Here is a 20812-nt window from a genome sequence, read left to right as displayed (position 1 = left end):
AAACGCTAAATTTGGTCTTGACTTTGTACTTATCACAACATGAAACGATTCTTATCGCTTTTTTTTCTTTTCGTTGCCTTTTTGGGATTGAGCCAACATCAGGATAAGGTCGATTTTATAAGAGGAGAAATCATGGTTGTTCCAAAACCAGATGAAAAAAAAATTGTTGGTCAGGTCACCTATTCTTTTGAGATACTTGAAAATGTGGATTCCGTCTTTTTGGATGCCCAAAATATCGAATTGAAGAACATCGAGTTGGATGATAAAAAAGTGAAGTTTTCGAACAACGGAAAAACCATTTCAATTTATACGAATTTCAAAAAAGGAAAATCACACGAACTATCAATCGATTACTCGGTAAGACCGACACAAACGGTTTACTTTTCGGGTTGGGACGATGAAATCGAGGGAAATGAACAGGTATGGACCCAAGGCCAGGGCAAATATACTAGCTATTGGCTACCGAGTTTCGACGATATGGAAGAGAAGGTAGAATTTGACATTACAGTTACAACCAATAAAGATTTAACCGTCTTAACCAACGGTAAATTGATAACAGAAAGTGAATTTCCCTACCATGGTAAACATTCTTGGATCTTCGGCATGCGCAACCCCATGAGCAGCTATTTGTTGGCTTTTGCCATCGGAGATTACAAAAAACAAGAATTGAAATCGGCAAGTGGCATCCCCATAGAAAATTATTATTACCCGTCTGATAGTTTACGGGCAGAACCGACCTATCGATATACAAAACAGATTTTTGATTTTTTAGAAAAAGAAATAGGCGTACCGTATCCGTGGCAAGACTACAAGCAAGTTCCCGTACATGATTTTCTCTATGCAGGAATGGAGAATACTACCGTTACGATATTCTCGGATCAGTATGTTATCGATTCCACGGCTTTTGTCGATAAGAACTATGTCAATGTCAATGCCCATGAAATGGCGCATCAGTGGTTCGGCAACTTGGTTACCGAAAAAGATGGTGAACACCATTGGCTGCATGAAGGTTTTGCGACCTATTATGCCTATTTGGCGGAACAACACCTTTTTGGTGACGACCATTTTTATTGGAAGCTTTATCACACGGCGCAAGAGCTTCGAGAGGTTGCCGAAAAGGGGGGAGGGCAAAGTCTGCTCGACCCCAAGGCCAGCAGTTTGACGTTTTACGAAAAAGGGGCCTGGGCACTTTTCATGTTACGAGATGAAATCGGTGACGATGCTTTCAAAAAGGGAATACGGTCCTATCTGAACAGATATGGATTCAAAAATGTTACCGTCGATGATTTTTTGGAGGAAATGGAAATTTCAATCGGCAGAGACTTGACTGACTTCCAGGAAGAATGGTTGAACAATAAAGAATTTCCATTTGAAAAGGCCAAAGCGAAATTGGCCGAAAAATCCCCGTCCTTGAAATTATCGTTCGATTTGGAAATGGATTTAAATCAGTCGCAAAGTGATGACATTGATTATTTGAAGTATTGGGAAGCTACGAACTCCGTCCACCTCAAAAAATATATGCTGAACTATTATCGTACCTCACTTCCCGATGCAATCTATGCCAAGGCGTTCGACTCCGATACGATTCCGGTCAGGCAGGCACTTTTTTCCGGACGCGATTTGCCCAAGTTTCTCGATAAGGAAAAATTGGAGTCGTTATTGAACGACAAAAGTTATATAACCAAAGAAAATGCGCTTTTTAGCCTATGGCAGGCCTATCCCGAAGAAAGGGCAAACTATTTGGACCGTACCAGAAATGTTGTCGGCCTCCCAAATAAGAACATTCGTTTAATGTGGTTGACCTTGGCCATTTTGACCGAGGGTTTTGAATCGGTAAAGACCAAGAGCTATTTTGATGAATTGAGTTCGTACACAAATCCCGAATATCCCTTTGAGGTTCGACAGGGAGCATTTTTTTATCTGAAAGAAGCCTTTGGCTTTAACGATACGAGTTTGATAAATCTCATTGGTGCCACAGACCATCATGTTTGGCAATTTCGAAAATATACACGAGATTTATTGAACGGCCTGCTAGAGGATGACGACTATAGAACCAGAATCAAAAAGCTGGCCCAAGAATTAAGTGTCAAAGAAACCCGTTACCTAAGTACAAAACTGAGTTTGGAATGAGAGCCTTGGTCATATCAGGAGGAGGAAGCAAAGGTGCCTTTGCAGGAGGTGTAGCCCAATACCTCATGCAGGGACTCGGCCATAAATACGATCTTTTTTTGGGCACATCAACCGGTAGCCTCTTGATATCACATTTGGCACTTCAAAAAATCGATAAGATAAGAGAAGTATATACCTCTGTAGACCAAGACAGTATTTTTAGTAACTGCCCGTTCATTATCCAGAAAAAACATGGTGTCGATAACATAGCGATCAACCACTGGAACGTCTTCAAAAATTTTTATAAGGGCAGCAAAACTTTCGGAGAGAGCCACAATCTATTGGAACTTATCAAGAATACACTTACAATTGACGAATTCGAGAATTTAAAAAATGGGCCTAAAGAAATAATCGTTACGGTCTCGAACCTTTCGTTGAACCAGGTCGAATATAAATCGATAAACGACTGTAGCTATGATGAGTTCTGTGAATGGGTATGGATTTCATGTAACTATACACCATTTATGTCACTAGCTCTTAAAAACGGATGTGAATATGCCGACGGAGGATTGGGCAATATGGTTCCCATAGAGGAAGCCATAAAAAGGGGGGCGACCCAAGTCGATGCGATCATTCTACAGACCGAAACGACAATGTTCAATCGAATGCCATCAAAAAATGCCTTCTCATTGTTGACCACGATGTTCGGATTTATGCTGGATCGCATAGAACATCAAAACATACGGATAGGAAAATTTGTGGCAGGCCATAATGATGCCATTATAAACTTTTACTATACACCGACAGTTTTGACTACGAACTCTTTGATTTTTAACAAGGAAAAAATGACGGTGTGGTGGGAAAGCGGATTTAACTTTGCCAAGTTCAAGAACACCGAACTCAATCAAATCGAACCAGACCTAGAGTAGTTTCGGGTTATCACCAAAGTTCACCTATCTCTTTTTTTACAAAAGAGAGCGCCGTCGCCGACGGAGATTGTTTGTCCATGGTTTCGGTTAGCACATCTTCACGAAGTTTATCCGCAGAATCGGTCTCGCTCATACCTGCCCTACGGATCATTTGAATGGTGGCGCTTTTGGCAGCCTTGATAATGTTCCAACACTCGTCTGAAAGATAAATCTGTTGCGAAAGATTGTGGTCAAATTCGTTTTCTATACTTTTTATGAGCAAGTTTTCATATTCGTTCTTGTTTGACGATTTTGGGGCCACGCGAACCACTAGACTCGGAATTGAAATGCGCTCCAAGAACAAGGCCATGCGCTCATAGGCCTGTAAGCGTATAGGAAGCGTGTTTTTTTGAGAGTCTTTGTGCAACAGGTAACGGCGACGCCCCTCTTCGTTCTTGGTGTGCATCTTGAAAAAGTAAAAGGCAACGACACCGGTTACGACGGCCGGTAAAAGAAAACCGAACATTTGTAATATTTGTTCTCCTGACATTGTTTTGGTTATTGGTTACGGAACTAGAACGCAGGAAAATAATAAAAATTATGTGTGCTTGTTAGGTGTTAGTCGCTAACCACCATTCTTCATACTTTCCCTTACCATAAGATAAAAAGCATCGTACTTTGGGTGCAATTTTAACAGAACCCCCTCTTTCAGATTGCCATCTCTTCCCAAGGTATTTATTCTACTGGAATCAACTGAAAACTTGGTTTGCAGCACGCTTGCCACAGAAGCGGCCTGTTTTGCCGGCAAATCAAGATTCCCGGTCATACTAAGTCCTTCTACGGTCAGGGCGATCTCGGGATTGACGCTCAATATTTGTGCCAATTGACCCAAAAAAGTTTCGGCCTTTTCGGTGACCGCGGTGCCCGTATCACTACCGAATAATGCGTTCAGACTTTCTGAAATCACTACCGCGCCGTTCGATACCGAAATGTTGGCATTCTCCCCCAAAGTCTGTTTGGCATTGGTCAAGACCACGATAGCGGTTGAATCATTCGAACTGATCGCATCTTTAATGTCTTTCAATTGTTTTTCCTTGGCTTCAAGGCTGGCCATTGCACTGTTGACAATGTTCGAGTTTTTATTCGAAACCTCGGCAAAACTGTTCAGGTTTTTTAGCAGCGTGGCATTGGCGTCTTGAAGTTCACTTACCTGTGCTTCAAAAGACTCGGCCCTTGCCGTGCTTACTTTTTCATTTTTTTGGGCCAGGGTCACCAAAGATTTAAGTGAATCGCGCTCTTTTTCCAATCCGTTTATTTGAGCGATCAGCTCACTTTTCTTTTGCGCCGAGCCAATGGCAGTGAGTAGCAGAACAAAACTTAGCGAGAGTATAATTTTCTTCATGAATGATAACAATTATGGATTTTTTACTTGATTATCGATGCAAAAATATAGTAATCGGTTTATTTATGGGAATCTTTCCCTCCCAAATAATCGCAATCGTACAATTTCTGCATTGAGGAAAAGGGGACAGGATTCTTATTGTATCCGTAGGAAGAGCGAAGGGTTCTATAGAGCTCATCATCGTCGACATTGACTTGAACATCGTTCATGGTGAACTGACAGGGGTGCTCGTATCCGGCGGCGTGCGTTATTTCGACCAACTCTTTTCGAAAGGTCTTGAAATATTGGGCCAAGCGATCCGACTTTAAAGGAATATCGATACCATTTTGCAACCATTTATTCTGTGTGGCCACCCCCGACGGGCAGCGATTCGTATGACAGATTTGGGCCTGTATGCAACCGATGCTCATCATGGCCTCTCTGGCGACATTGATACAATCGGCGCCCATGGCAAATGCCATAGCTGCCTTGGCCGGAAATCCGAGTTTGCCGCTGCCTATGAAAACGATTCTTTGCGTCAAATCCTTTCTTTGAAATACCTTGTACAAGCTTGAGAAGCCATATACCCATGGCAAAGAGACGTGATCTGCGAATGATGGGGGTGCTGCCCCAGTGCCTCCTTCGCCGCCATCAACGGTAATGAAATCAGGACCTTTACCGGTCGCTACCATCAACTCGGCCAGTTCTTCCCATTGGTCCAATTTGCCGATGGCACTTTTGATACCTACGGGCAAGCCCGTTTCATCGGCAATTTTCTCTATCAACTGCAATAATTCGGGAACATTGTCAAAAGCCTTGTGGGTGGCAGGCGAAAGCACATCTTTGCCGACTTCGACACCACGGATTTCAGCCAATTCGGGAGTGATTTTGGTACCGGGCAACACGCCGCCTTTCCCAGGTTTTGCTCCTTGAGATAATTTAATTTCAATTGCCTTGATACACGGATTGTCATTGACCAATTGTTTCAATTTTTCCATGGAAAGGTTGCCATCGGAAGAACGTACTCCAAAGTAGCCCGTTCCAAAATGAAAAATAACATCGCCACCTTGTTTATGATAGGGGGAAAGCCCTCCTTCTCCCGTATTGTGGTAAGCCCCGGCCTTTGCGACCCCTTTGTTCATGGCTGAAACGGCTGCTGCTGACAGCGAACCAAAACTCATGGCCGAAACATTGATGATCGAGGCTGGGCGATATGGCCTTTTTCTTTTATTGTATTCGCCGATGATCTTGGCGCAGGGCAGAAAAGATTTATCCACCGTATTCGGATGGTTTTCCGGAACCTTGAAGGCCATCATCTGATTTTTGATAAAGATGTGCTGGTGGGCATAGATGTCACGGTCCGTTCCGAAGCCTTCGTAATTGTTCTCTTTTTTTGCCGACGCATAGATCCAACTTCTTTCGATGCGGTTAAACGGAAGTTCTTCGCGATTGTTCGCAACGAAATATTGCCGCATTTCAGGACCGATGCTTTCCAACCAATACCGCAAATGACCTACGACCGGAAAATTGTGACTGATCGTGTGCGCCCGTTGAAAGAATATATCGCGAATGGCAACTAGGGCCAAAAAAATCAGAATCCATATCCACCAAGGAATATTTCCCAATATTTCAAGAAGTCGTTCCATTACAATCAGTACTAACCTTTGACGTTTGCGGGCAATGTTGGGGTTTTGGGACTATTCAAATAATCAAGGCTCATTTCTGTCAGGGCCTTAACGCCAAGGATCAAACCGCTGTCATCGATAAGAAAATCTGGAGTGTGATGCGGAAAAGACTCGGTATTCCCAGGAGTCATTCCTCCCAAGAAGAAAAAGAAACCTGGCACCTCACGTTGAAAATAAGAGAAGTCCTCGGCTCCGGTTATGGCCTTCTGGGTCACAATATTTTCATCTCCGGCAACGCGCTTCAAAGTCGGTAACATCTGTTCTACTAACTCGGGGTTGTTAAAGGTGATATCGGTAGCATCGTTGATTTCACAGGTTGCCTCACCGCCGTAGGCCTTGGCAATGGTCGCGACCATTTCTTTCATTCGTTTGTTGATATGGTCTTTCATATCATAATCCAAAGTTCTGATGGTACCGATCATTTCTGCACTTTCAGGTATGATATTAAAGCGCACGCCACTAGTGATTTTGCCCACCGTTATTACTGCCGCTTCGTTTGTCAAATTTGTTTCACGACTAATGATGGTCTGTAGGCCATCGATAATTTTGGCACTGATCAAAATGGGATCCACCCCTGACCAAGGTTGAGAGCCATGGCTTTGCTTTCCCTTTACTTTGATGGTAAAACTTTGAGCAGCGGCCATGGTACCTCCTGACTTGTAACGAATTACGCCTACGGGTGTTTGTGAATTGATATGGAGTCCGAAGATAGCATCTACGTCGGGGTTTTTCAAAACGCCTTCCTTGACCATCAGCAATGCCCCACCTTCTTCGCCCGGTGGCGGCCCTTCCTCGGCAGGTTGAAAGATAAACTTGACCGTACCCTTGATTTTATCCTTGTTTTTTGAAAGCACTTCGGCCACACCCATTAGAATAGCGGTATGGGTATCATGTCCGCATGCGTGCATTACGGGAACTTCTTCGCCCATAAACTCCCCTTTGGCCGTGGATTTGAACGGTAGTTCATTGCGTTCGAGAACGGGAAGGGCATCAATATCGGCCCTTAGTGCCACCACCTTGCCCGGTTTTTTCCCTTTCAATATTCCCACAACGCCGGTATGGGCTATTTCCGTTTCGACTTCAATGCCCAAAGACTTCAAATGCTCCGCAATTTTCTCGGCGGTCTTGAACTCACGGTTCGAAAGCTCCGGATTTTGATGAAAGTACCTTCGCCATTCTATCACTTGAGGTTCGATGTCCGAATAATCCTTATCGAATTTTGAGTGTTGCGAAAAACCTGAAAAGGCAAAAAAGAGTGCCCATAAAAACATAAACTTTTTCATATCTGCGTTTAAAATTTAATTAGTCTGTAACCTTGGTTTTGTAAGTCTATTAAAACGGTCATGGCCGATAGGGCCAATTGTACCCCTTCAATAAGTTCTTCTTTCGGAAAGTTTCTTGCCGCTGACGATTGGCCACAAAATATAACCTGTACATCGGCATCCAATAGGGCCTGGATCAATCCTGAATTCGGATTGTCACTGCCATATCTTTTTTGATAGGCTTCGTTGGTGATAATGTCTTTCGATGCGGCATTATGTACAACAATAGCAGCTCTCAACTTGTCTTTGGGTACCCCGGCCTGCGCATGCATGTTCAAAAAACGAGCGGCGGTTTCGATACTTCGATTCAGGGCGTCATGCGATTCTGGCGAATTCATAATGTCGAACACAGCTTTGTATTCTTGGGTAGGATCAACCTTGAAATCGGGGTTTTCGATCATAAAAACTTCTCCAAACCCTGATATTATAGGACCGTCGGATTTCTTTTGGGAAAATGACGCGGTTGTCAAAAAAAACAGGAATAGAAATATGGGATAACGTACAACTTTTGTCATTGATTTGAATTAACTCCCTAAATATATTCAAATTCAAAAGAAATACCTTTTGGTTGCACATAATTGTCGAAATCAGATTTTTCGAACAGGGTAATTATGGCTAAATTCACGGATCTAAATACCGATAGCTTTTGAGTACTTTTTTAGATGAATTGAACGAGGCCCAGAGAGCCCCGGTTTTACATAAAGACGGACCTCTTATGGTAATTGCGGGCGCCGGATCCGGTAAGACCAGGGTTCTGACCTATCGTATTGCCCATTTGATGGAGCAGGGGGTAGATTCCTTCAATATCCTCGCTTTGACCTTTACCAATAAGGCCGCCCGAGAAATGAAAAAAAGAATCGCGGATATCGTTGGCAATTCGGAAGCAAAGAATCTTTGGATGGGAACCTTTCATTCAGTGTTTGCCAAACTTCTGCGTTTCGATGGGGACAAGTTGGGTTTTCCCAGCAACTTCACAATTTACGATACGCAAGATTCGCAACGATTGATCGCCTCGATAATTAGGGAGATGGGACTTGATAAAGATGTTTATAAGTACAAACAGATTCAAAACCGCATTTCTTCCTATAAGAACAGTTTGATAACGGTCAAGGCCTATTTCAACAATCCTGAATTGGTCGAGGCAGATGCCATGGCCAAACGGCCACGTACAGGAGAGATTTACCAAGAATATGTCGACCGCTGCTTTAAGGCCGGGGCCATGGATTTTGATGATCTGCTATTGCGGACCAACGAACTGCTCAATCGCTTTCCCGAGGTATTGATGAAATATCAAGAGCGTTTCAAATATATTCTTGTCGATGAGTACCAAGATACGAACCACTCTCAGTATTTGATCGTAAAGGCATTGTCTGACCGATATCAGAATATCTGTGTCGTCGGTGATGACGCCCAGAGCATCTATTCCTTTCGGGGGGCGAATATCAGCAACATCCTGAATTTTCAAAGAGATTATAACGATGTCGGCGTCTATCGTTTGGAGCAAAACTACCGATCTACCAAAAATATCGTGAATGCGGCCAACTCGATTATTTCCAAGAACAAGAACCAATTGGAGAAGGTCGTTTGGACGGCCAATGAAGCAGGTGCCGCCATTAAAATACACCGAAGCATTACCGACGCCGAAGAAGGTCGTTTCGTGGCCGGTTCCATTTTTGAGAACAAGATGCAACGGCAATTGCCAAATGGAAACTTTGCCGTATTGTACCGTACCAATTCGCAGTCAAGGGCCATTGAAGATGCCCTGCGTAAAAGAGATATTCCGTATCGCATTTACGGGGGGTTATCGTTTTACCAGCGCAAAGAAATAAAGGACGTTTTGTCGTATCTGCGATTGGTCGTCAACCCTAAAGACGAGGAAGCCCTGAAACGGGTGATTAATTTCCCTGCAAGAGGAATAGGGCAAACAACCGTCGATAGATTGGTTGTCGCGGCAAACCATTATGGAAGATCCATTTTCGAGGTTATGGAAAATCTTGATAAGATCGACCTGAAAATCAACGCCGGAACCAAAAACAGGCTGCACGATTTCGTTACCATGATCAAAAGCTTTCAGATAATGAACGAAGGTGCCGATGCCTTTGTACTTGCCGAACATGTTGCCAAAAAAACAGGCATTCTATTGGAGTTCAAAAAAGATGGCACTCCCGAAGGTATTGCCCGGATGGAAAATATTGAGGAACTTTTGAATGGAATAAAGGATTTTGTGGAAGGACAAAAAGAGTTGGCAGATGCGACAGGCGATATCGGGGAGTTTTTAGAGGATGTCGCGTTGGCAACAGATCTCGATAAGGAAACCGGAGATGAAGACCGCGTGGCCCTTATGACCATTCATCTTGCGAAAGGCCTTGAGTTCCCTTATGTGTATATTGTCGGAATGGAGGAAGATCTATTTCCGTCCGCAATGAGCATGAATACCCGCAGTGAGTTGGAAGAAGAACGAAGGTTGTTCTATGTAGCGCTGACTAGAGCTGAAAAAGAAGCTTATTTGACCTATACGCAGAACCGCTATCGATGGGGCAAGCTTATCGATGCCGAACCCAGTAGATTTTTGGAAGAAATCGATGAACAATATGTCGAGAACCTGACCCCGATCGAAAACACCTACCGATACAAATCGTTGATCGATACCGATATTTTTGGCGAGGTCGACAAAAGTAGATTACGCCAGACGAAGCCTAAAAATACAAATCCGCCCAGTATTCGAAAGCCCAACGAGAGTCAATTGCGCAAACTTAGAAAACTCAAGCCGCAATTGGCACAGCCCATCGGCAACGGCAATACCGTTGACCCGAACCTTGCAGAAGGTTCACTGGTAAACCATACACGGTTCGGTAGAGGTAAGGTATTGAAGATCGAAGGCATCGGTAACGACAAAAAAGCAGAGATCAAATTTGAGAAAGGAGAGGTTAAGAAACTGTTGTTGCGTTTTGCTAAATTGGAAGTGTTGAATTAACCATTAAATAAGTTCATTTATGTCAAGAAAACCTTTGTTCGTGCTATTGGCCGCGCTATTTTCATTAGGATGTGGCAACGATGGTGCCCAAGGACAGGAAATTCCAGTTCAAAATGAAGACGACGACGCAACAACTGTTGAAATCGACGATGTTTTTGCGGCCGACTATTGGAACGATGCCGAATTGGTATGGAGCGATGAATTCGATGGTACGGAGCTTTCTTCAGAAAATTGGGTTTTTGAGACCGGATCACACGGATGGGGCAATAATGAACTACAGGATTATGTGGCCGATAATAATGTGGAAGTCGGCGATGGCACCCTTAAGATCATTGCTAAAAAAGAGGCCAGCGGATCGGCCAATTATACCTCTGCGCGATTGAACAGTAAGAAATCGTTCCGGTATGGAAAAATGGAAATTCGGGCAAAAATACCCGATCATCGCGGTAACGGTATCTGGTCGGCATTGTGGATGTTGGGTTCGAACATTGAAACCGCTGGATGGCCCGCATGTGGGGAAATCGATATAATGGAATATGTGAGTTTTGACCCGAACAAGGTACATTTTACCATTCACAGTACCGCGAACAACCATATTAGCGGTACACAGGTCACTTCAGGAGCGGTCGAACTTGCGTCCATTGAAGAAGAATTTCACGTCTATGGACTACTTTGGACGGACAAATACCTGAAATTCTATATTGACGATCCAGGAAATGTGAAACTAAATTTTTTGCGTTCTGCCGTTTCCAATGTCGATAACTGGCCTTTCAACCAGCCTTTTTACTTTTTGATGAATATTGCAGTAGGCGGCAACTGGGGCGGTATGGAGGGTGTGGACGACTCCATTTTTCCGGCCGTTATGGAAGTTGATTATGTCAGGGTCTACCAGGTCAAATAGAAGTATTTATGGACAATGGCCTATTGTTACAAGTTTATGAACATCCCCTTCTATCTAGGGAGGAAATAGGTACCATATGCGCCTTACATAAAAAAGTATACTTCAGAAAAGGTGATTTTGTGCTCAAAGAGGGGCTGGTCGCTGACGAATATCTTATACTTGAAGAAGGCCTTGCGCGTTCTTTCGTTTATGATTATAACGGTAACGATATTACCACCAATTTTTTTGCCCAGAATGAAATCATCATTGAAGTATCGTCGCTTTTCCAACGCATTCCCTCTAAGGAAAATATTCAGGTCTTGACAGATTGCATTTGTTGGAAAATCGATTTCGATGATTTTCAGAATATATACCATTCCATAGCAGGCTTTAGCGAATGGGGCCGTGCTTGGATGTCGCAAAGCCTTTTTGAGTCAAAGCAGCGGGCAATTTCGATGATTACCGATTCGGCCATGAAACGATACCATAAATTGTTGGAAGAAAAACCATTGGTCATTCAAAACGCACCTCTTAAACATATTGCTTCCTATTTGGGAATTACCGATTCTTCATTAAGCCGTATCCGCAAAGCAACCGCACGAACATAGCCTCCATTTCTTGCCATAGGTCAAGTTTACTTTAATGATGGCTTAGTAAATTGAAGCACTAATTTAAAGTTTATAGCAAATGAAAAATCCTGTCGGTTGGTTCGAGATTTATGTGGATGATCTCAATAGGGCCCAAAAATTTTATGAAAAAGTGCTTGACGTGCAGTTGACCGAATTACAAAACCCCACCAAAGATGAGTTACTTATGTTGGCTTTTCCCGCAGATATGGAGCAACACGGTTCATCGGGTGCGTTGGTTCATATGAATGACGTAAAGGCCGGCGCCAATAGCGTCATCGTTTATTTCATGTCCGAAGATTGTTCGATTGAGGAAAGCAGGGTCTCAAATGCCGGCGGAAGAATTATTACCCCTAAAATGTCCATTGGCGAGTATGGTTTTATTAGTCTATGTAATGATACCGAAGGAAATATGTTCGGATTGCATTCTTTAAAATAAGGAGTTTATCAATCAATCTTAAAACGACCTGTAATGAAATTTAAACTTTGCTTTTATGAATGAAGCGGTTGATAATTACATAAAGAGGGCTTCGGTCGGCACACAGCCGATAATTATCCATTTACGGGCCCTCGTTCAAAAAGCTTTACCAGAGATTGTAGAAAACATAAAATGGAACGCCCCTAATTTTGAGTACGGCGAAAAAAACGTGTGCAGTATCATGGCGTTTAAAAAACATGTGAATTTTATGTTCTACCAAGGCAAATCATTAAAGGATCCCAAAGGAGTTCTTGAGAATATTGGCGAAAAGTCAATGATGAAAGGGATAAAAGGGATTACGAAATTATCGGACTTGCCCGATGACAAGATTTTGGTAGCTTTAATCGAAGAAGCTGTTCGAATTTCAAAAAATTGACAAAGCCCCGAAATCGTTTGAAGATTTAGGGGCTTTGTAAAAAATTAAATATTAGCCAAAAAAGGGGCCTTTTGAATAAAGGTTGATTGTTTCAATTGTTCGATAAGAAAATCAGCAAGATCAGTTGTACTGATCCTGTCGCCCAAACAATCCTCGAGACTGGTTATTATACCGCGTCTTTCTTCCGTCAATTCGATTACGGGAAGTCTTATCAATGTCCAATCAGAATCACTTTTTACCAGTGTCTCATACTCCAACTGCCTGTCTTTGGTGAAATCTGGATAGTTTTCGTACATCCATTGTGTCGCCATGCCGGTCTTTACCGATTTTTGATCGTAAGGAGTGTCTACATGCAGACCGGAAAGCACAATGTAACGTCTTTTACTGTAATCAAGCATCGCTTGAAGTATGTTCTGTGTTGCTGTACCAAAAATGGTGTTCGGACTTGGGGGCGTACCCCAACCCAAACAACTGATTGCGGCATCACAACCCTGGATCAGCGACCGTACCGTTTCAAGGTTTGAAACATCTCCTACGATGGCTTCTACTAATGGACTTTCTATTTTAAAATTGTCTGGATTTCTGATCAGGATTTTAAAACGGAATTTCCGTTTTAATAATTCTTGTACGAGGTAGCGACCTGATTTTCCTGTACCGCCGACAACGGCAATTTTTGTAGTATCTTTCATCTTTCTCTTTATAAAACCATTGTACTGAAAATTCGGCATCATAAGAAGTCGTGATGCCTTGGAAGGGAAGTCGAAAACTTCCTGATGTGTATGTTATAAAGAGAATCTAATATTCAAATGTATTAATAATAACCGAACAATAAATTAATTTAGCTGTGAATAGTTGATTGTAATGGCCGATTTCATTAAGATATATGAAGAGAACCCTAACCCAAAAGAGGTTATGCGTGTTGTTAAGATACTTCAAAAGGGCGGTTTAATCATTTATCCCACCGATACCGTATATGGCTTGGGCTGCGATATTACGAATACCAAGGCTTTGGAGCGTATTGCGAGGATCAAAGGAATCAAGCTCGCCAAGGCTAATTGGTCTTTTATTTGCGCCGATCTAAGTAACCTTTCAGATTATATCAGGCAAATCGATACACCTACTTTCAAAATTTTGAAACGTGCTTTGCCCGGGCCCTATACTTTTATCCTTCCAGGAAACAATAACCTGCCGAAAGATTTTAAAAAGAAAAAGACCGTCGGTATTCGGGTGCCCGACAACGCCATTGCGAAGGCTCTGGTGGAAGGTCTTGGCAATCCAATAGTCTCTACATCGATACGTGATGAGGATGAATTACTTGAATACACGACCGACCCGGAACTGATTTTTGAAAAATGGAAGAATTTGGTAGATGTTGTGGTCGATGGTGGCTATGGTGGCAATGTGGCCTCTACGGTAATCGACCTATCGAGCAATGAACCGGAGATAATCCGTGAGGGCAAAGGGGGCCTTGATATATTTTGAAACGCTTAATCTTCACCTTCTCCCTCTTCGATCGATAGATCGGGATTTGCAGGAATGAAAAAGTTTCCGGGATCTTGGGTTTCCCCGATTACCTCTTCGATTTCTTTTTGAAGATAAAGCAGGTGCGCTTTTGTCATGCGATGGTTTATCACAGAAAGTGTGCCCTTAATTTTACGTTGAAGCGTGGTAAGGTTGTGAAGTGCCAGCGAACGAACGTCGGTATTGGCCGTGTAGCCTTCAGACAGCTTCGCCAAAATTCCCTCGACGACACCCTCGGCCTCATTGGGTTTGTAAAGCGCTATCATATTCGAAACGTAAGCTTTTTGTAATTTTCTTCTATAGGCAGTGGTTTTGTAAAAAACGTTCATCTCACCCCATATAAGCTGATTGAGGTCGTCGATATATTGTTCTGGGGTATAAACGTCCTCATCTTGGTAGCGCTCACTTATAAATGTCATACGGCTCATACGGCTTCCGCCCATAAGGTTCAACAAAACGGTTTCCATCGTTTTGGTAATCGATTCCTTTGATTGCGGGGAAGCGGTTTTGTTCAAAATCTCGTTGTTGATCAACCATTTCGGTTCCTTGAAGATGTGGTTGTTCAAAAAGACAAGGGCTTCTTTTTGCTGACTTTTTGGAACAGGACAATAAACTTCCCCAGATTCGCCCATGGTCCTTGGGGTTACATAGATTCCGCCTATATTTTTGGCCACATGAAACAGGTAGTTCTCATATTGCTTCACGAGGCTCTCGTAAATTTCGTCGAGATTGGAATAGTCATCACTGTTTCTAGCTTTGGTCCAATCGGTCAAACGAGGCACGATCCGTTGTAGGTTCATTATTCCGTAGGTACTGGCAACCATAGCGTTGTCGCCCAAATCTTCGGTTTGAGATCTCGGGTCAAAATCACGTCCCTCGCCCCCGAACCATAATCTCGGATTTGATGCGATACTATCGACCACCCAGCGATTTAGAATTTCCCTTTCGTCATCCAGGCCTTCAATATCGGGTAGTTTTCCGTAACCCCACTGTATAGCCCATTTATCGTAGTCACCTATTCTGGGCATTAGTTCTTTTGGCGGTATGCTATCTTCAGGTTGTGCAACATAATTGAAACGTGCATAATCCATTATTGAACTGGTATGTCCATTTTTTTTCAGCCATTCCGCATCTCTCAGTTTTTCTACAGGGGTTGCGTGACTTGCTCCCATATTGTGTCGAAGGCCCAAGGTATGGCCCACTTCATGTGATGAGACGAAACGGATCAATTCGCCCATAAGCTCAGGCTCGAACTCCATACTCCGCGCCCTTTCGTCAACAGCACCGGCCTGAATGGTATACCAATTGTGCAACAAGCTCATCAGGTTGTGGTACCACCCGATATGACTTTCAAGAATTTCACCGCTACGTGGATCGGTGATATTGGGTCCATAGGCGTTCTTTTTTGGCGAGGCAAAATAGCGAAGTACTGAAAATCGGGCATCTTCAAGGCTTATCGAAGAGTTGTCGATAGGCCATTCCTTGCCTACTATGGCGTTTTTGAAACCTGCCTGCTCGAAAGCACTTTGCCAATCATTGATGCCCTTGATCAAATAGGGCCGCCATTTCTTGGGTGTGGCCGGGTCGATATAGAAGATTATAGGTTTTTTGGGCTCGACCAATTCCCCATTTTTCCATTTTTCGATATCCTCCGTTTTTGGTTCAAGGCGCCATCGATGTATAAAGGTATTGCGGTCTACTTTTTGCTGATCGTCGCCATACTCCAAGTATGAACTGGCAAAATAACCCACCCTTTCATCGTAGTACCTTTTGCCCATCGGAACTTTTGGAAGCAGTATGAACGAACTGTTCAGTTCAAGGGTCACAACACCCGATAAGATTGCCGCGGGAAGTTCCTTCTTTTTTTTTCCGGTAGTTTTGGCCTTATAGGTCTTTACGGTTCTAACTTCGGTATTGATGGGGAAGGTGGTAATCTTTTGAATATAAGATTTGTCTTTTTCAAGTGAAGAAAGCCTGTATGATTCCTTCTGACCTTCATTCAAAGATAACAATGTGCTTTCGCCGTTAATGAAATCGGTAACCTCGATAAGACTGGTTTTCTTTTTATCGTTACGGGCCTTAACATCAAAAGCCTCAAGAATGGGGGTTATGTTCGAATTATTGACGGCCCGGGAAATGGAATCGTCTTCATCAACGATGCTCACCAAGGTTCCTATCCGTAGAAAAATATTGTTTTGAGGCCCTTTTTCAAACGTTATGGTTTTCTTTCCTATTTCCTCGCCTCCATAATTTCCAGAACCGGCAGGTGTTTTTGCGAATCGGGTAACGACCAAAATTTCACGGTTCAAGATACTGTCGGCAATTTCAAAATAATATTTAGTGCCCACTTGATGAACGTCCAAAAGTCCTTTTTGGCTTATGGCCTCTTTTGTAATAAATGATTCGTAGCCATGCGCTTTGGCTTTCGATGAAGCGCGTTTTGTGCTTATGGGTGCATCAGCAGTACCGGGGGCATTGGCCTTATTTAGCAGGCCACAGCCGTTTAGCAGGAAGAGCAGGCAAATCGATCCGAATAATATCCTCATGCTAGGAAAACGCTTTTATTATGCAAATAGTATTCTGTGGAATAATCGGCTCGGTCGTTCAAATATACTATAAATTAAAGACCGTGAACAAGGATCTGGTTTAAATCAAAAGACCGCAGTTTTATTGGCTGCGGTCTTTTGTATTCTGATGATCGAATTTAGTTATTGATAGAAGGGTCTTTCATACCTTCCTCGATCATGCTGTAGAATTGGTCGATTTTTGGAAGTACAACGATTCTTGTTCTTCTATTCTTTGACTTTTCAGTCGCGGATACCGGCACGTATTCTGCACGCCCTGCTGCGGTCATACGCTTGGGGTCCACTCCGTAATCCTTTTGAAGAATCCTAACAACGGCCGTAGCACGTTTCACGCTCAAATCCCAGTTGTCATATAGTGGGGGTCTATTATAAGGCACATCATCGGTATGGCCTTCGACCATGAATTCAAAATCAGGCTTGTTGTTCACGACTTGTGCAACTTTGCCCAATACCTCTTTGGCACGGCTTGTAACGTTGTAGCTACCACTGCTGAATAAAAGTTTGTCTGAAATGGAAACGAATACCACACCCTTTTCGACACTGATTTCGATATCTTCGTCATCAAGGTTGCCCAATACGCCCTTTAAGCTTTGTACCAAAGCAAGGTTGACCGAATCTCTTCGGGTAATGGCATCTTGTAGTTTACGAATGGTCAGGTCTTTCTCCTGAAGACTTTCCAAAGACTTTTCAAGGTTTTCCGCACCTTTGGTGGTCAAAGTGGTCAAGTTGCCCATGTTGTTGATCAATTCTTGGTTGTTCGCCTTAAGAAACGCGTTTTGATCTTCCAACGTTTGCAGTCTTGATGTGGCCGTTGCTTTTTCTTCGAGACAACTGTTCAGTTTTACCGTTGCAGAATTAAGTAGGTCCTGAGCTTCTTTATGCTTGGCCTCAAGTTCGGCATACTTCTTTTGCGAAACACAAGAAGACAATAATACTGCAGCTCCCAAACAGCCTAGAATGATTTTTTTCATAGTTATGTTACTTAAATTAAAATGATAGTTATTCGTTCAAATTGGTTCGATTCGTTGACAAAATTAGATAAAACGTTATGTCACCTTTCGCGAAATTAGTTAATCTTTTACTAATACGTTAAAATTCTTTACCTGATGTACGAAATGTGACCATACTATGGATTTTGTCACATAATATTTTAGGATAAAATTGGCTTTTTCACGTTTTCGGTACATTTTCGGGAATTGCCTATAAAAACTCAAATGCGCCCTAAGTATGGCAAAGCAGTGGTTCCATTTGAATTGGAATATGAAACGTATGGCGGCGACACCGTCGAGAAGCAATCGAAAGATTATGATAACGAAAGTTTTTTTACGGGGCAGGTTTTTGACAATCGAAAACAGTGAGTTCCTAAAATTGAGATAGGTTTTCTTCGGGTTCATATTGCTTAGGGTAGATCCACCGAGGTGATACACCTTTGAGGCACCTACATAAAAAACTTTATGCCCGGCATTTTTTGCGCGCCAGCAAAGGTCGACTTCCTCTTGATGCGCAAAATAATCTTCGTCGAAACCGCCCAAGGCGTCGAAAACTTCCTTTTTGATGAACATGCAGGCACCGGTCGCCCAAAATATTTCGCGAACATCGTCATATTGCCCATTGTCTTTTTCCAAAGACTGAAAAATACGCCCACGGCAGAACGGATACCCCAGTTGATCAAGAAATCCCCCGGCCGCCCCGGCATATTCAAAATAATTCTTGTGAAGAAGATCCAATACTTTAGGTTGTACGATTGCCGCTTGGAGATTGTTGGCGAATAAATCGATTATAGCGGTAAGCCAGCCCTCGGTTACCTCAACATCTGAATTCAATAGGCAAAAAATATCGGCCTCAACCTGTTGAAGGGCATCGTTATACCCTTTTGCAAAACCGCCGTTGACCCTGTTTTGAATGACTTTTACCATCGGGTAGTTCTCGTTAATAAATTGCACCGACAAATCGGTAGACGCGTTGTCGGCAACATAAATATCAGCTTCTTCGGAGTGGCGTACCACAGAGGGCAGAAAACGCTCTAAAAGCACTTCACCGTTCCAGTTGAGTATGACTATGGCTATTTTCAAAACAGAGGCAAATTAACGGCTAAAATCAGGAATATGCTCTAAAAACGTATATTTTTGATTCTCAAGATCCATTTGACAATAGAAGTGTTGCAGTCCGTTACTGACCATTAAATACTCGGCGTTCATTTGCATATTGTACCGAGCGATCTGATCAAAAGTAGCCTGTAATATCGTTGTCTGGGGCGATTTGCACTCGACCAAGACCTTAATGCTTCCATCGCTATTAAAGACTACTACATCGTATCTTTTTTTAAGACCGTTAACAGTCAACTGTTTTTCAACATTGATATGACTTGGGGGATATTTTTTATCCTCGATAAGAAAGTGCACGACGTGTTGCCGCACCCATTCTTCAGGTTGCAAGACCACGAATTTTTTACGTATTATGTCAAAAATCCAGATTTTATTTTCGCTACTTTTGAAGCGGAAGCCATATTTTGGAAAGTCTAATGCCTGCATAGGGCAAATTTGATGATTTTTTTTGATGGAAGAAGCAAGACAGATAGTCAATGAAATACGCGATGGAAAAATAAAGCCGATTTATTTTCTGCATGGCGAGGAAGTTTATTATCTGGATAAGATCGCCGATTTCATTTCGAAAAAAGTACTTACCGAAGAAGAACAGGGGTTCAATCAAATGACCTTGTATGGTAAAGATACATCGATAGACGAAATTATTTCGAATGCCAAGCGCTATCCCATGATGGCCGAAAGACAGGTCATCATCGTGAAAGAGGCACAACACTTATCGCGCACTATCGAACAATTGACTTCGTACGCAAAGAACCCGCAGCCGACAACGGTACTGGTGATTTGCTATAAATACAAAAAGCTGGACAAACGAAAAAAATTGTACAAATCCATTTTGACCAAAGGATTGATCTACGAAGGAAAAAAACTATATGAGAACCAGGTTTCGGATTGGATCCGCAAAAACTTGCTTCAAAAGGGCTACCAGATATCCCATAAGGCTGCGGTGCTTTTGGTAGAATTTCTTGGTACTGATTTAGGTAAGATCGACAAAGAACTTGAAAAGTTGATGCTTGTACTTCCATCGGGCCATGAGATCGTACCGTCTGACATCGAAGAGCATATCGGGATCAGCAAAGACTATAACAACTTCGAGCTTAAAAAGGCCGTTGGCGAAAAAAATGTTTTGAAGGCCGCTAAAATCATCAACTACTTTGCGCAAAACCCCAAAGACAACCCCTTTGTACTGACCGTTACCTTGTTGCATTCTTTTTTTGCGCAACTTTTGCAATATCATGGATTGAACGACCATTCGCCAAAGAATGTCGCCGGCGCACTTCGGATCAATCCATATTTTGTTGGTGAGTTTCAAACCGCCGCCAAAAACTATCCCATGAAAAGGGTCAGTCAAATTATCTCGCACTTGCGCCAAATGGATTTAAAGGGCAAAGGGGTAGGGGCACAAGCCGCTTCGCATGAAGACTTGTTGAAAGAACTCTTGGTCAAGATAATCTAACGCTATTTTTTGTCGATACTATAGCGCCCTGGGCCTAAAAGCAAGATCACGATAAACATCAAAAGAAATAAAAGGGCTTTTTCCTTCGTTCCAAAAGGATCCGCCTTGTGAACGATAAAAGCGGCCGTGGCCATGGTTATCGCCGATGGAATAGCGGCCCATCGCGTTTTGAAGCCTATGATGATTAAGATGGGGCAAATGAATTCGCCCAATACCGCTAGAAACAAAGAGGGAGCCGGTCCAATGCCGATTGGATCGCCAAACTCAATTTCTCCACCGCCAACAAGTTTTTGAAATTTAGGGATGCCATGGGTAAGCAACATTGCCGATGCGCCGACCCTCAGCAATGCCAGCCCAATATCTTTTAGAAGTGTATTTTTCATGGGGGGATTTTTTTAAAGCCCTAAAG

General features: G+C 42.8%; 20 protein-coding genes. 9 read left to right on the top strand and 11 right to left on the bottom strand.

Features of this window, described 5'->3' with window-relative positions; translation table 11 throughout:
• Nucleotides 1-39 precede the first annotated feature (39 nt).
• Both ACEZ3G_RS10940 and ACEZ3G_RS10935 read left to right on the top strand, forming a co-directional pair.
• Nucleotides 40-2130 (top strand): M1 family metallopeptidase, encoded by a 2091-nt coding sequence (locus ACEZ3G_RS10940; protein WP_432425528.1) that lies wholly within the window; start codon nt 40-42, stop codon nt 2128-2130.
• The gene (locus ACEZ3G_RS10935; RefSeq protein ID WP_432425527.1) at nt 2127-3038 is read left to right on the top strand and encodes a patatin-like phospholipase family protein; all 912 of its coding nucleotides are present in this window, start codon (nt 2127-2129) and stop codon (nt 3036-3038) included. Before ACEZ3G_RS10940 ends, ACEZ3G_RS10935 begins: the two co-directional genes overlap by 4 nt.
• Nucleotides 3039-3048: 10 nt before the next feature.
• Here the strand turns inward: ACEZ3G_RS10935 and ACEZ3G_RS10930 are convergent, their stop codons facing one another.
• The 5 genes from ACEZ3G_RS10930 to ACEZ3G_RS10910 all read right to left on the bottom strand — a co-directional run bounded on the left by ACEZ3G_RS10930 (nt 3049) and on the right by ACEZ3G_RS10910 (nt 7920).
• The gene (locus ACEZ3G_RS10930) at nt 3049-3567 is read right to left on the bottom strand and encodes a DUF7935 family protein (RefSeq protein ID WP_432425526.1); all 519 of its coding nucleotides are present in this window, start codon (nt 3565-3567) and stop codon (nt 3049-3051) included.
• A 75-nt stretch (nt 3568-3642) separates the two neighbouring features.
• Nucleotides 3643-4419, bottom strand: coding sequence for a hypothetical protein (locus ACEZ3G_RS10925; RefSeq protein WP_432425525.1), 777 nt, complete (start codon nt 4417-4419; stop codon nt 3643-3645).
• Between the two features lie 59 nt (nt 4420-4478).
• Nucleotides 4479-6044 carry an FMN-binding glutamate synthase family protein gene (locus ACEZ3G_RS10920; RefSeq protein WP_432425524.1) on the bottom strand — a complete coding sequence of 522 codons (1566 nt, stop codon included), beginning with the start codon at nt 6042-6044 and terminating at the stop codon, nt 4479-4481.
• 11 nt (nt 6045-6055) lie between these two features.
• A complete protein-coding gene (locus ACEZ3G_RS10915; RefSeq protein WP_432425523.1) occupies nt 6056-7366 on the bottom strand; it encodes an amidohydrolase in 1311 nt (436 codons plus the stop codon).
• Between the two features lie 8 nt (nt 7367-7374).
• The gene (locus ACEZ3G_RS10910; RefSeq protein WP_432425522.1) at nt 7375-7920 is read right to left on the bottom strand and encodes a DsrE family protein; all 546 of its coding nucleotides are present in this window, start codon (nt 7918-7920) and stop codon (nt 7375-7377) included.
• 131 nt (nt 7921-8051) lie between these two features.
• On the opposite strand from ACEZ3G_RS10910, the gene ACEZ3G_RS10905 reads away from it, so the two are divergent.
• The 5 genes from ACEZ3G_RS10905 to ACEZ3G_RS10885 all read left to right on the top strand — a co-directional run bounded on the left by ACEZ3G_RS10905 (nt 8052) and on the right by ACEZ3G_RS10885 (nt 12739).
• Entirely contained in the window at nt 8052-10379 is a 2328-nt protein-coding gene (locus ACEZ3G_RS10905; protein ID WP_432425521.1) for an ATP-dependent helicase, read from the top strand.
• 19 nt (nt 10380-10398) lie between these two features.
• Nucleotides 10399-11280 (top strand): glycoside hydrolase family 16 protein, encoded by an 882-nt coding sequence (locus ACEZ3G_RS10900; RefSeq protein WP_432425520.1) that lies wholly within the window; start codon nt 10399-10401, stop codon nt 11278-11280.
• An 8-nt stretch (nt 11281-11288) separates the two neighbouring features.
• A complete protein-coding gene (locus ACEZ3G_RS10895; RefSeq protein ID WP_432425519.1) occupies nt 11289-11867 on the top strand; it encodes a Crp/Fnr family transcriptional regulator in 579 nt (192 codons plus the stop codon).
• Between the two features lie 79 nt (nt 11868-11946).
• Nucleotides 11947-12324: a VOC family protein gene (locus ACEZ3G_RS10890; RefSeq protein ID WP_432425518.1), complete on the top strand. Its 378-nt coding sequence runs from the start codon at nt 11947-11949 to the stop codon at nt 12322-12324.
• Between the two features lie 55 nt (nt 12325-12379).
• On the top strand, nt 12380-12739 hold the full coding sequence (locus ACEZ3G_RS10885; RefSeq protein WP_432425517.1) for a DUF1801 domain-containing protein: 360 nt from the start codon (nt 12380-12382) through the stop codon (nt 12737-12739).
• Nucleotides 12740-12783: 44 nt separating this feature from the next.
• Here ACEZ3G_RS10885 and ACEZ3G_RS10880 read toward each other — a convergent pair whose 3' ends face one another.
• Nucleotides 12784-13428 (bottom strand): NAD(P)-dependent oxidoreductase, encoded by a 645-nt coding sequence (locus tag ACEZ3G_RS10880; protein ID WP_432425516.1) that lies wholly within the window; start codon nt 13426-13428, stop codon nt 12784-12786.
• 172 nt (nt 13429-13600) lie between these two features.
• Between ACEZ3G_RS10880 and ACEZ3G_RS10875 the strand changes: the two genes are divergently transcribed.
• On the top strand, nt 13601-14221 hold the full coding sequence (locus tag ACEZ3G_RS10875) for an L-threonylcarbamoyladenylate synthase (protein ID WP_432425515.1): 621 nt from the start codon (nt 13601-13603) through the stop codon (nt 14219-14221).
• Nucleotides 14222-14226: 5 nt separating this feature from the next.
• Here the strand turns inward: ACEZ3G_RS10875 and ACEZ3G_RS10870 are convergent, their stop codons facing one another.
• The 4 genes from ACEZ3G_RS10870 to ACEZ3G_RS10855 all read right to left on the bottom strand — a co-directional run bounded on the left by ACEZ3G_RS10870 (nt 14227) and on the right by ACEZ3G_RS10855 (nt 19376).
• Complete coding sequence (locus ACEZ3G_RS10870) at nt 14227-16806, bottom strand: zinc-dependent metalloprotease (RefSeq protein ID WP_432425514.1); 2580 nt, start codon at nt 16804-16806, stop codon at nt 14227-14229.
• Between the two features lie 158 nt (nt 16807-16964).
• Entirely contained in the window at nt 16965-17816 is an 852-nt protein-coding gene (locus ACEZ3G_RS10865) for an OmpA/MotB family protein (protein ID WP_432425513.1), read from the bottom strand.
• A 99-nt stretch (nt 17817-17915) separates the two neighbouring features.
• On the bottom strand, nt 17916-18917 hold the full coding sequence (locus ACEZ3G_RS10860; RefSeq protein WP_432425512.1) for a glycosyltransferase family 2 protein: 1002 nt from the start codon (nt 18915-18917) through the stop codon (nt 17916-17918).
• A 12-nt stretch (nt 18918-18929) separates the two neighbouring features.
• Nucleotides 18930-19376, bottom strand: a complete 447-nt coding sequence (locus ACEZ3G_RS10855) for a type I restriction enzyme HsdR N-terminal domain-containing protein (RefSeq protein ID WP_432425511.1) — start codon at nt 19374-19376, stop codon at nt 18930-18932.
• A 25-nt stretch (nt 19377-19401) separates the two neighbouring features.
• Here ACEZ3G_RS10855 and holA point away from each other — a divergent pair, with 25 nt between their 5' ends.
• On the top strand, nt 19402-20403 hold the full coding sequence (holA, locus tag ACEZ3G_RS10850) for a DNA polymerase III subunit delta (RefSeq protein WP_432425510.1): 1002 nt from the start codon (nt 19402-19404) through the stop codon (nt 20401-20403).
• A 2-nt stretch (nt 20404-20405) separates the two neighbouring features.
• On the opposite strand, the gene ACEZ3G_RS10845 is transcribed toward holA, so the two are convergent.
• Complete coding sequence (locus ACEZ3G_RS10845; RefSeq protein ID WP_432425509.1) at nt 20406-20786, bottom strand: DoxX family protein; 381 nt, start codon at nt 20784-20786, stop codon at nt 20406-20408.
• Nucleotides 20787-20812: the final 26 nt, after the last annotated feature.

The organism is Meishania litoralis (assembly GCF_042611095.1).
Lineage (GTDB): Bacteria > Bacteroidota > Bacteroidia > Flavobacteriales > Flavobacteriaceae > Meishania > Meishania litoralis.
This window is presented reverse-complemented; position numbering and strand designations above follow the sequence as displayed.

Bases quoted from the DNA above. Each gene is read 5' to 3' on its own strand.
- ACEZ3G_RS10940 (WP_432425528.1), top strand. From the start codon at position 40: ATGAAACGATTCTTATCGCTTTTTTTTCTTTTCGTTGCCTTTTTGGGA.
- ACEZ3G_RS10935 (WP_432425527.1), top strand. From the start codon at position 2,127: ATGAGAGCCTTGGTCATATCAGGAGGAGGAAGCAAAGGTGCCTTTGCA.
- ACEZ3G_RS10930 (WP_432425526.1), bottom strand. From the start codon at position 3,567: ATGTCAGGAGAACAAATATTACAAATGTTCGGTTTTCTTTTACCGGCC.
- ACEZ3G_RS10925 (WP_432425525.1), bottom strand. From the start codon at position 4,419: ATGAAGAAAATTATACTCTCGCTAAGTTTTGTTCTGCTACTCACTGCC.
- ACEZ3G_RS10920 (WP_432425524.1), bottom strand. From the start codon at position 6,044: ATGGAACGACTTCTTGAAATATTGGGAAATATTCCTTGGTGGATATGG.
- ACEZ3G_RS10915 (WP_432425523.1), bottom strand. From the start codon at position 7,366: ATGAAAAAGTTTATGTTTTTATGGGCACTCTTTTTTGCCTTTTCAGGT.
- ACEZ3G_RS10910 (WP_432425522.1), bottom strand. From the start codon at position 7,920: ATGACAAAAGTTGTACGTTATCCCATATTTCTATTCCTGTTTTTTTTG.
- ACEZ3G_RS10900 (WP_432425520.1), top strand. From the start codon at position 10,399: ATGTCAAGAAAACCTTTGTTCGTGCTATTGGCCGCGCTATTTTCATTA.
- ACEZ3G_RS10895 (WP_432425519.1), top strand. From the start codon at position 11,289: ATGGACAATGGCCTATTGTTACAAGTTTATGAACATCCCCTTCTATCT.
- ACEZ3G_RS10890 (WP_432425518.1), top strand. From the start codon at position 11,947: ATGAAAAATCCTGTCGGTTGGTTCGAGATTTATGTGGATGATCTCAAT.
- ACEZ3G_RS10885 (WP_432425517.1), top strand. From the start codon at position 12,380: ATGAATGAAGCGGTTGATAATTACATAAAGAGGGCTTCGGTCGGCACA.
- ACEZ3G_RS10880 (WP_432425516.1), bottom strand. From the start codon at position 13,428: ATGAAAGATACTACAAAAATTGCCGTTGTCGGCGGTACAGGAAAATCA.
- ACEZ3G_RS10875 (WP_432425515.1), top strand. From the start codon at position 13,601: ATGGCCGATTTCATTAAGATATATGAAGAGAACCCTAACCCAAAAGAG.
- ACEZ3G_RS10870 (WP_432425514.1), bottom strand. From the start codon at position 16,806: ATGAGGATATTATTCGGATCGATTTGCCTGCTCTTCCTGCTAAACGGC.
- ACEZ3G_RS10865 (WP_432425513.1), bottom strand. From the start codon at position 17,816: ATGAAAAAAATCATTCTAGGCTGTTTGGGAGCTGCAGTATTATTGTCT.
- ACEZ3G_RS10855 (WP_432425511.1), bottom strand. From the start codon at position 19,376: ATGCAGGCATTAGACTTTCCAAAATATGGCTTCCGCTTCAAAAGTAGC.
- holA (WP_432425510.1), top strand. From the start codon at position 19,402: ATGGAAGAAGCAAGACAGATAGTCAATGAAATACGCGATGGAAAAATA.
- ACEZ3G_RS10845 (WP_432425509.1), bottom strand. From the start codon at position 20,786: ATGAAAAATACACTTCTAAAAGATATTGGGCTGGCATTGCTGAGGGTC.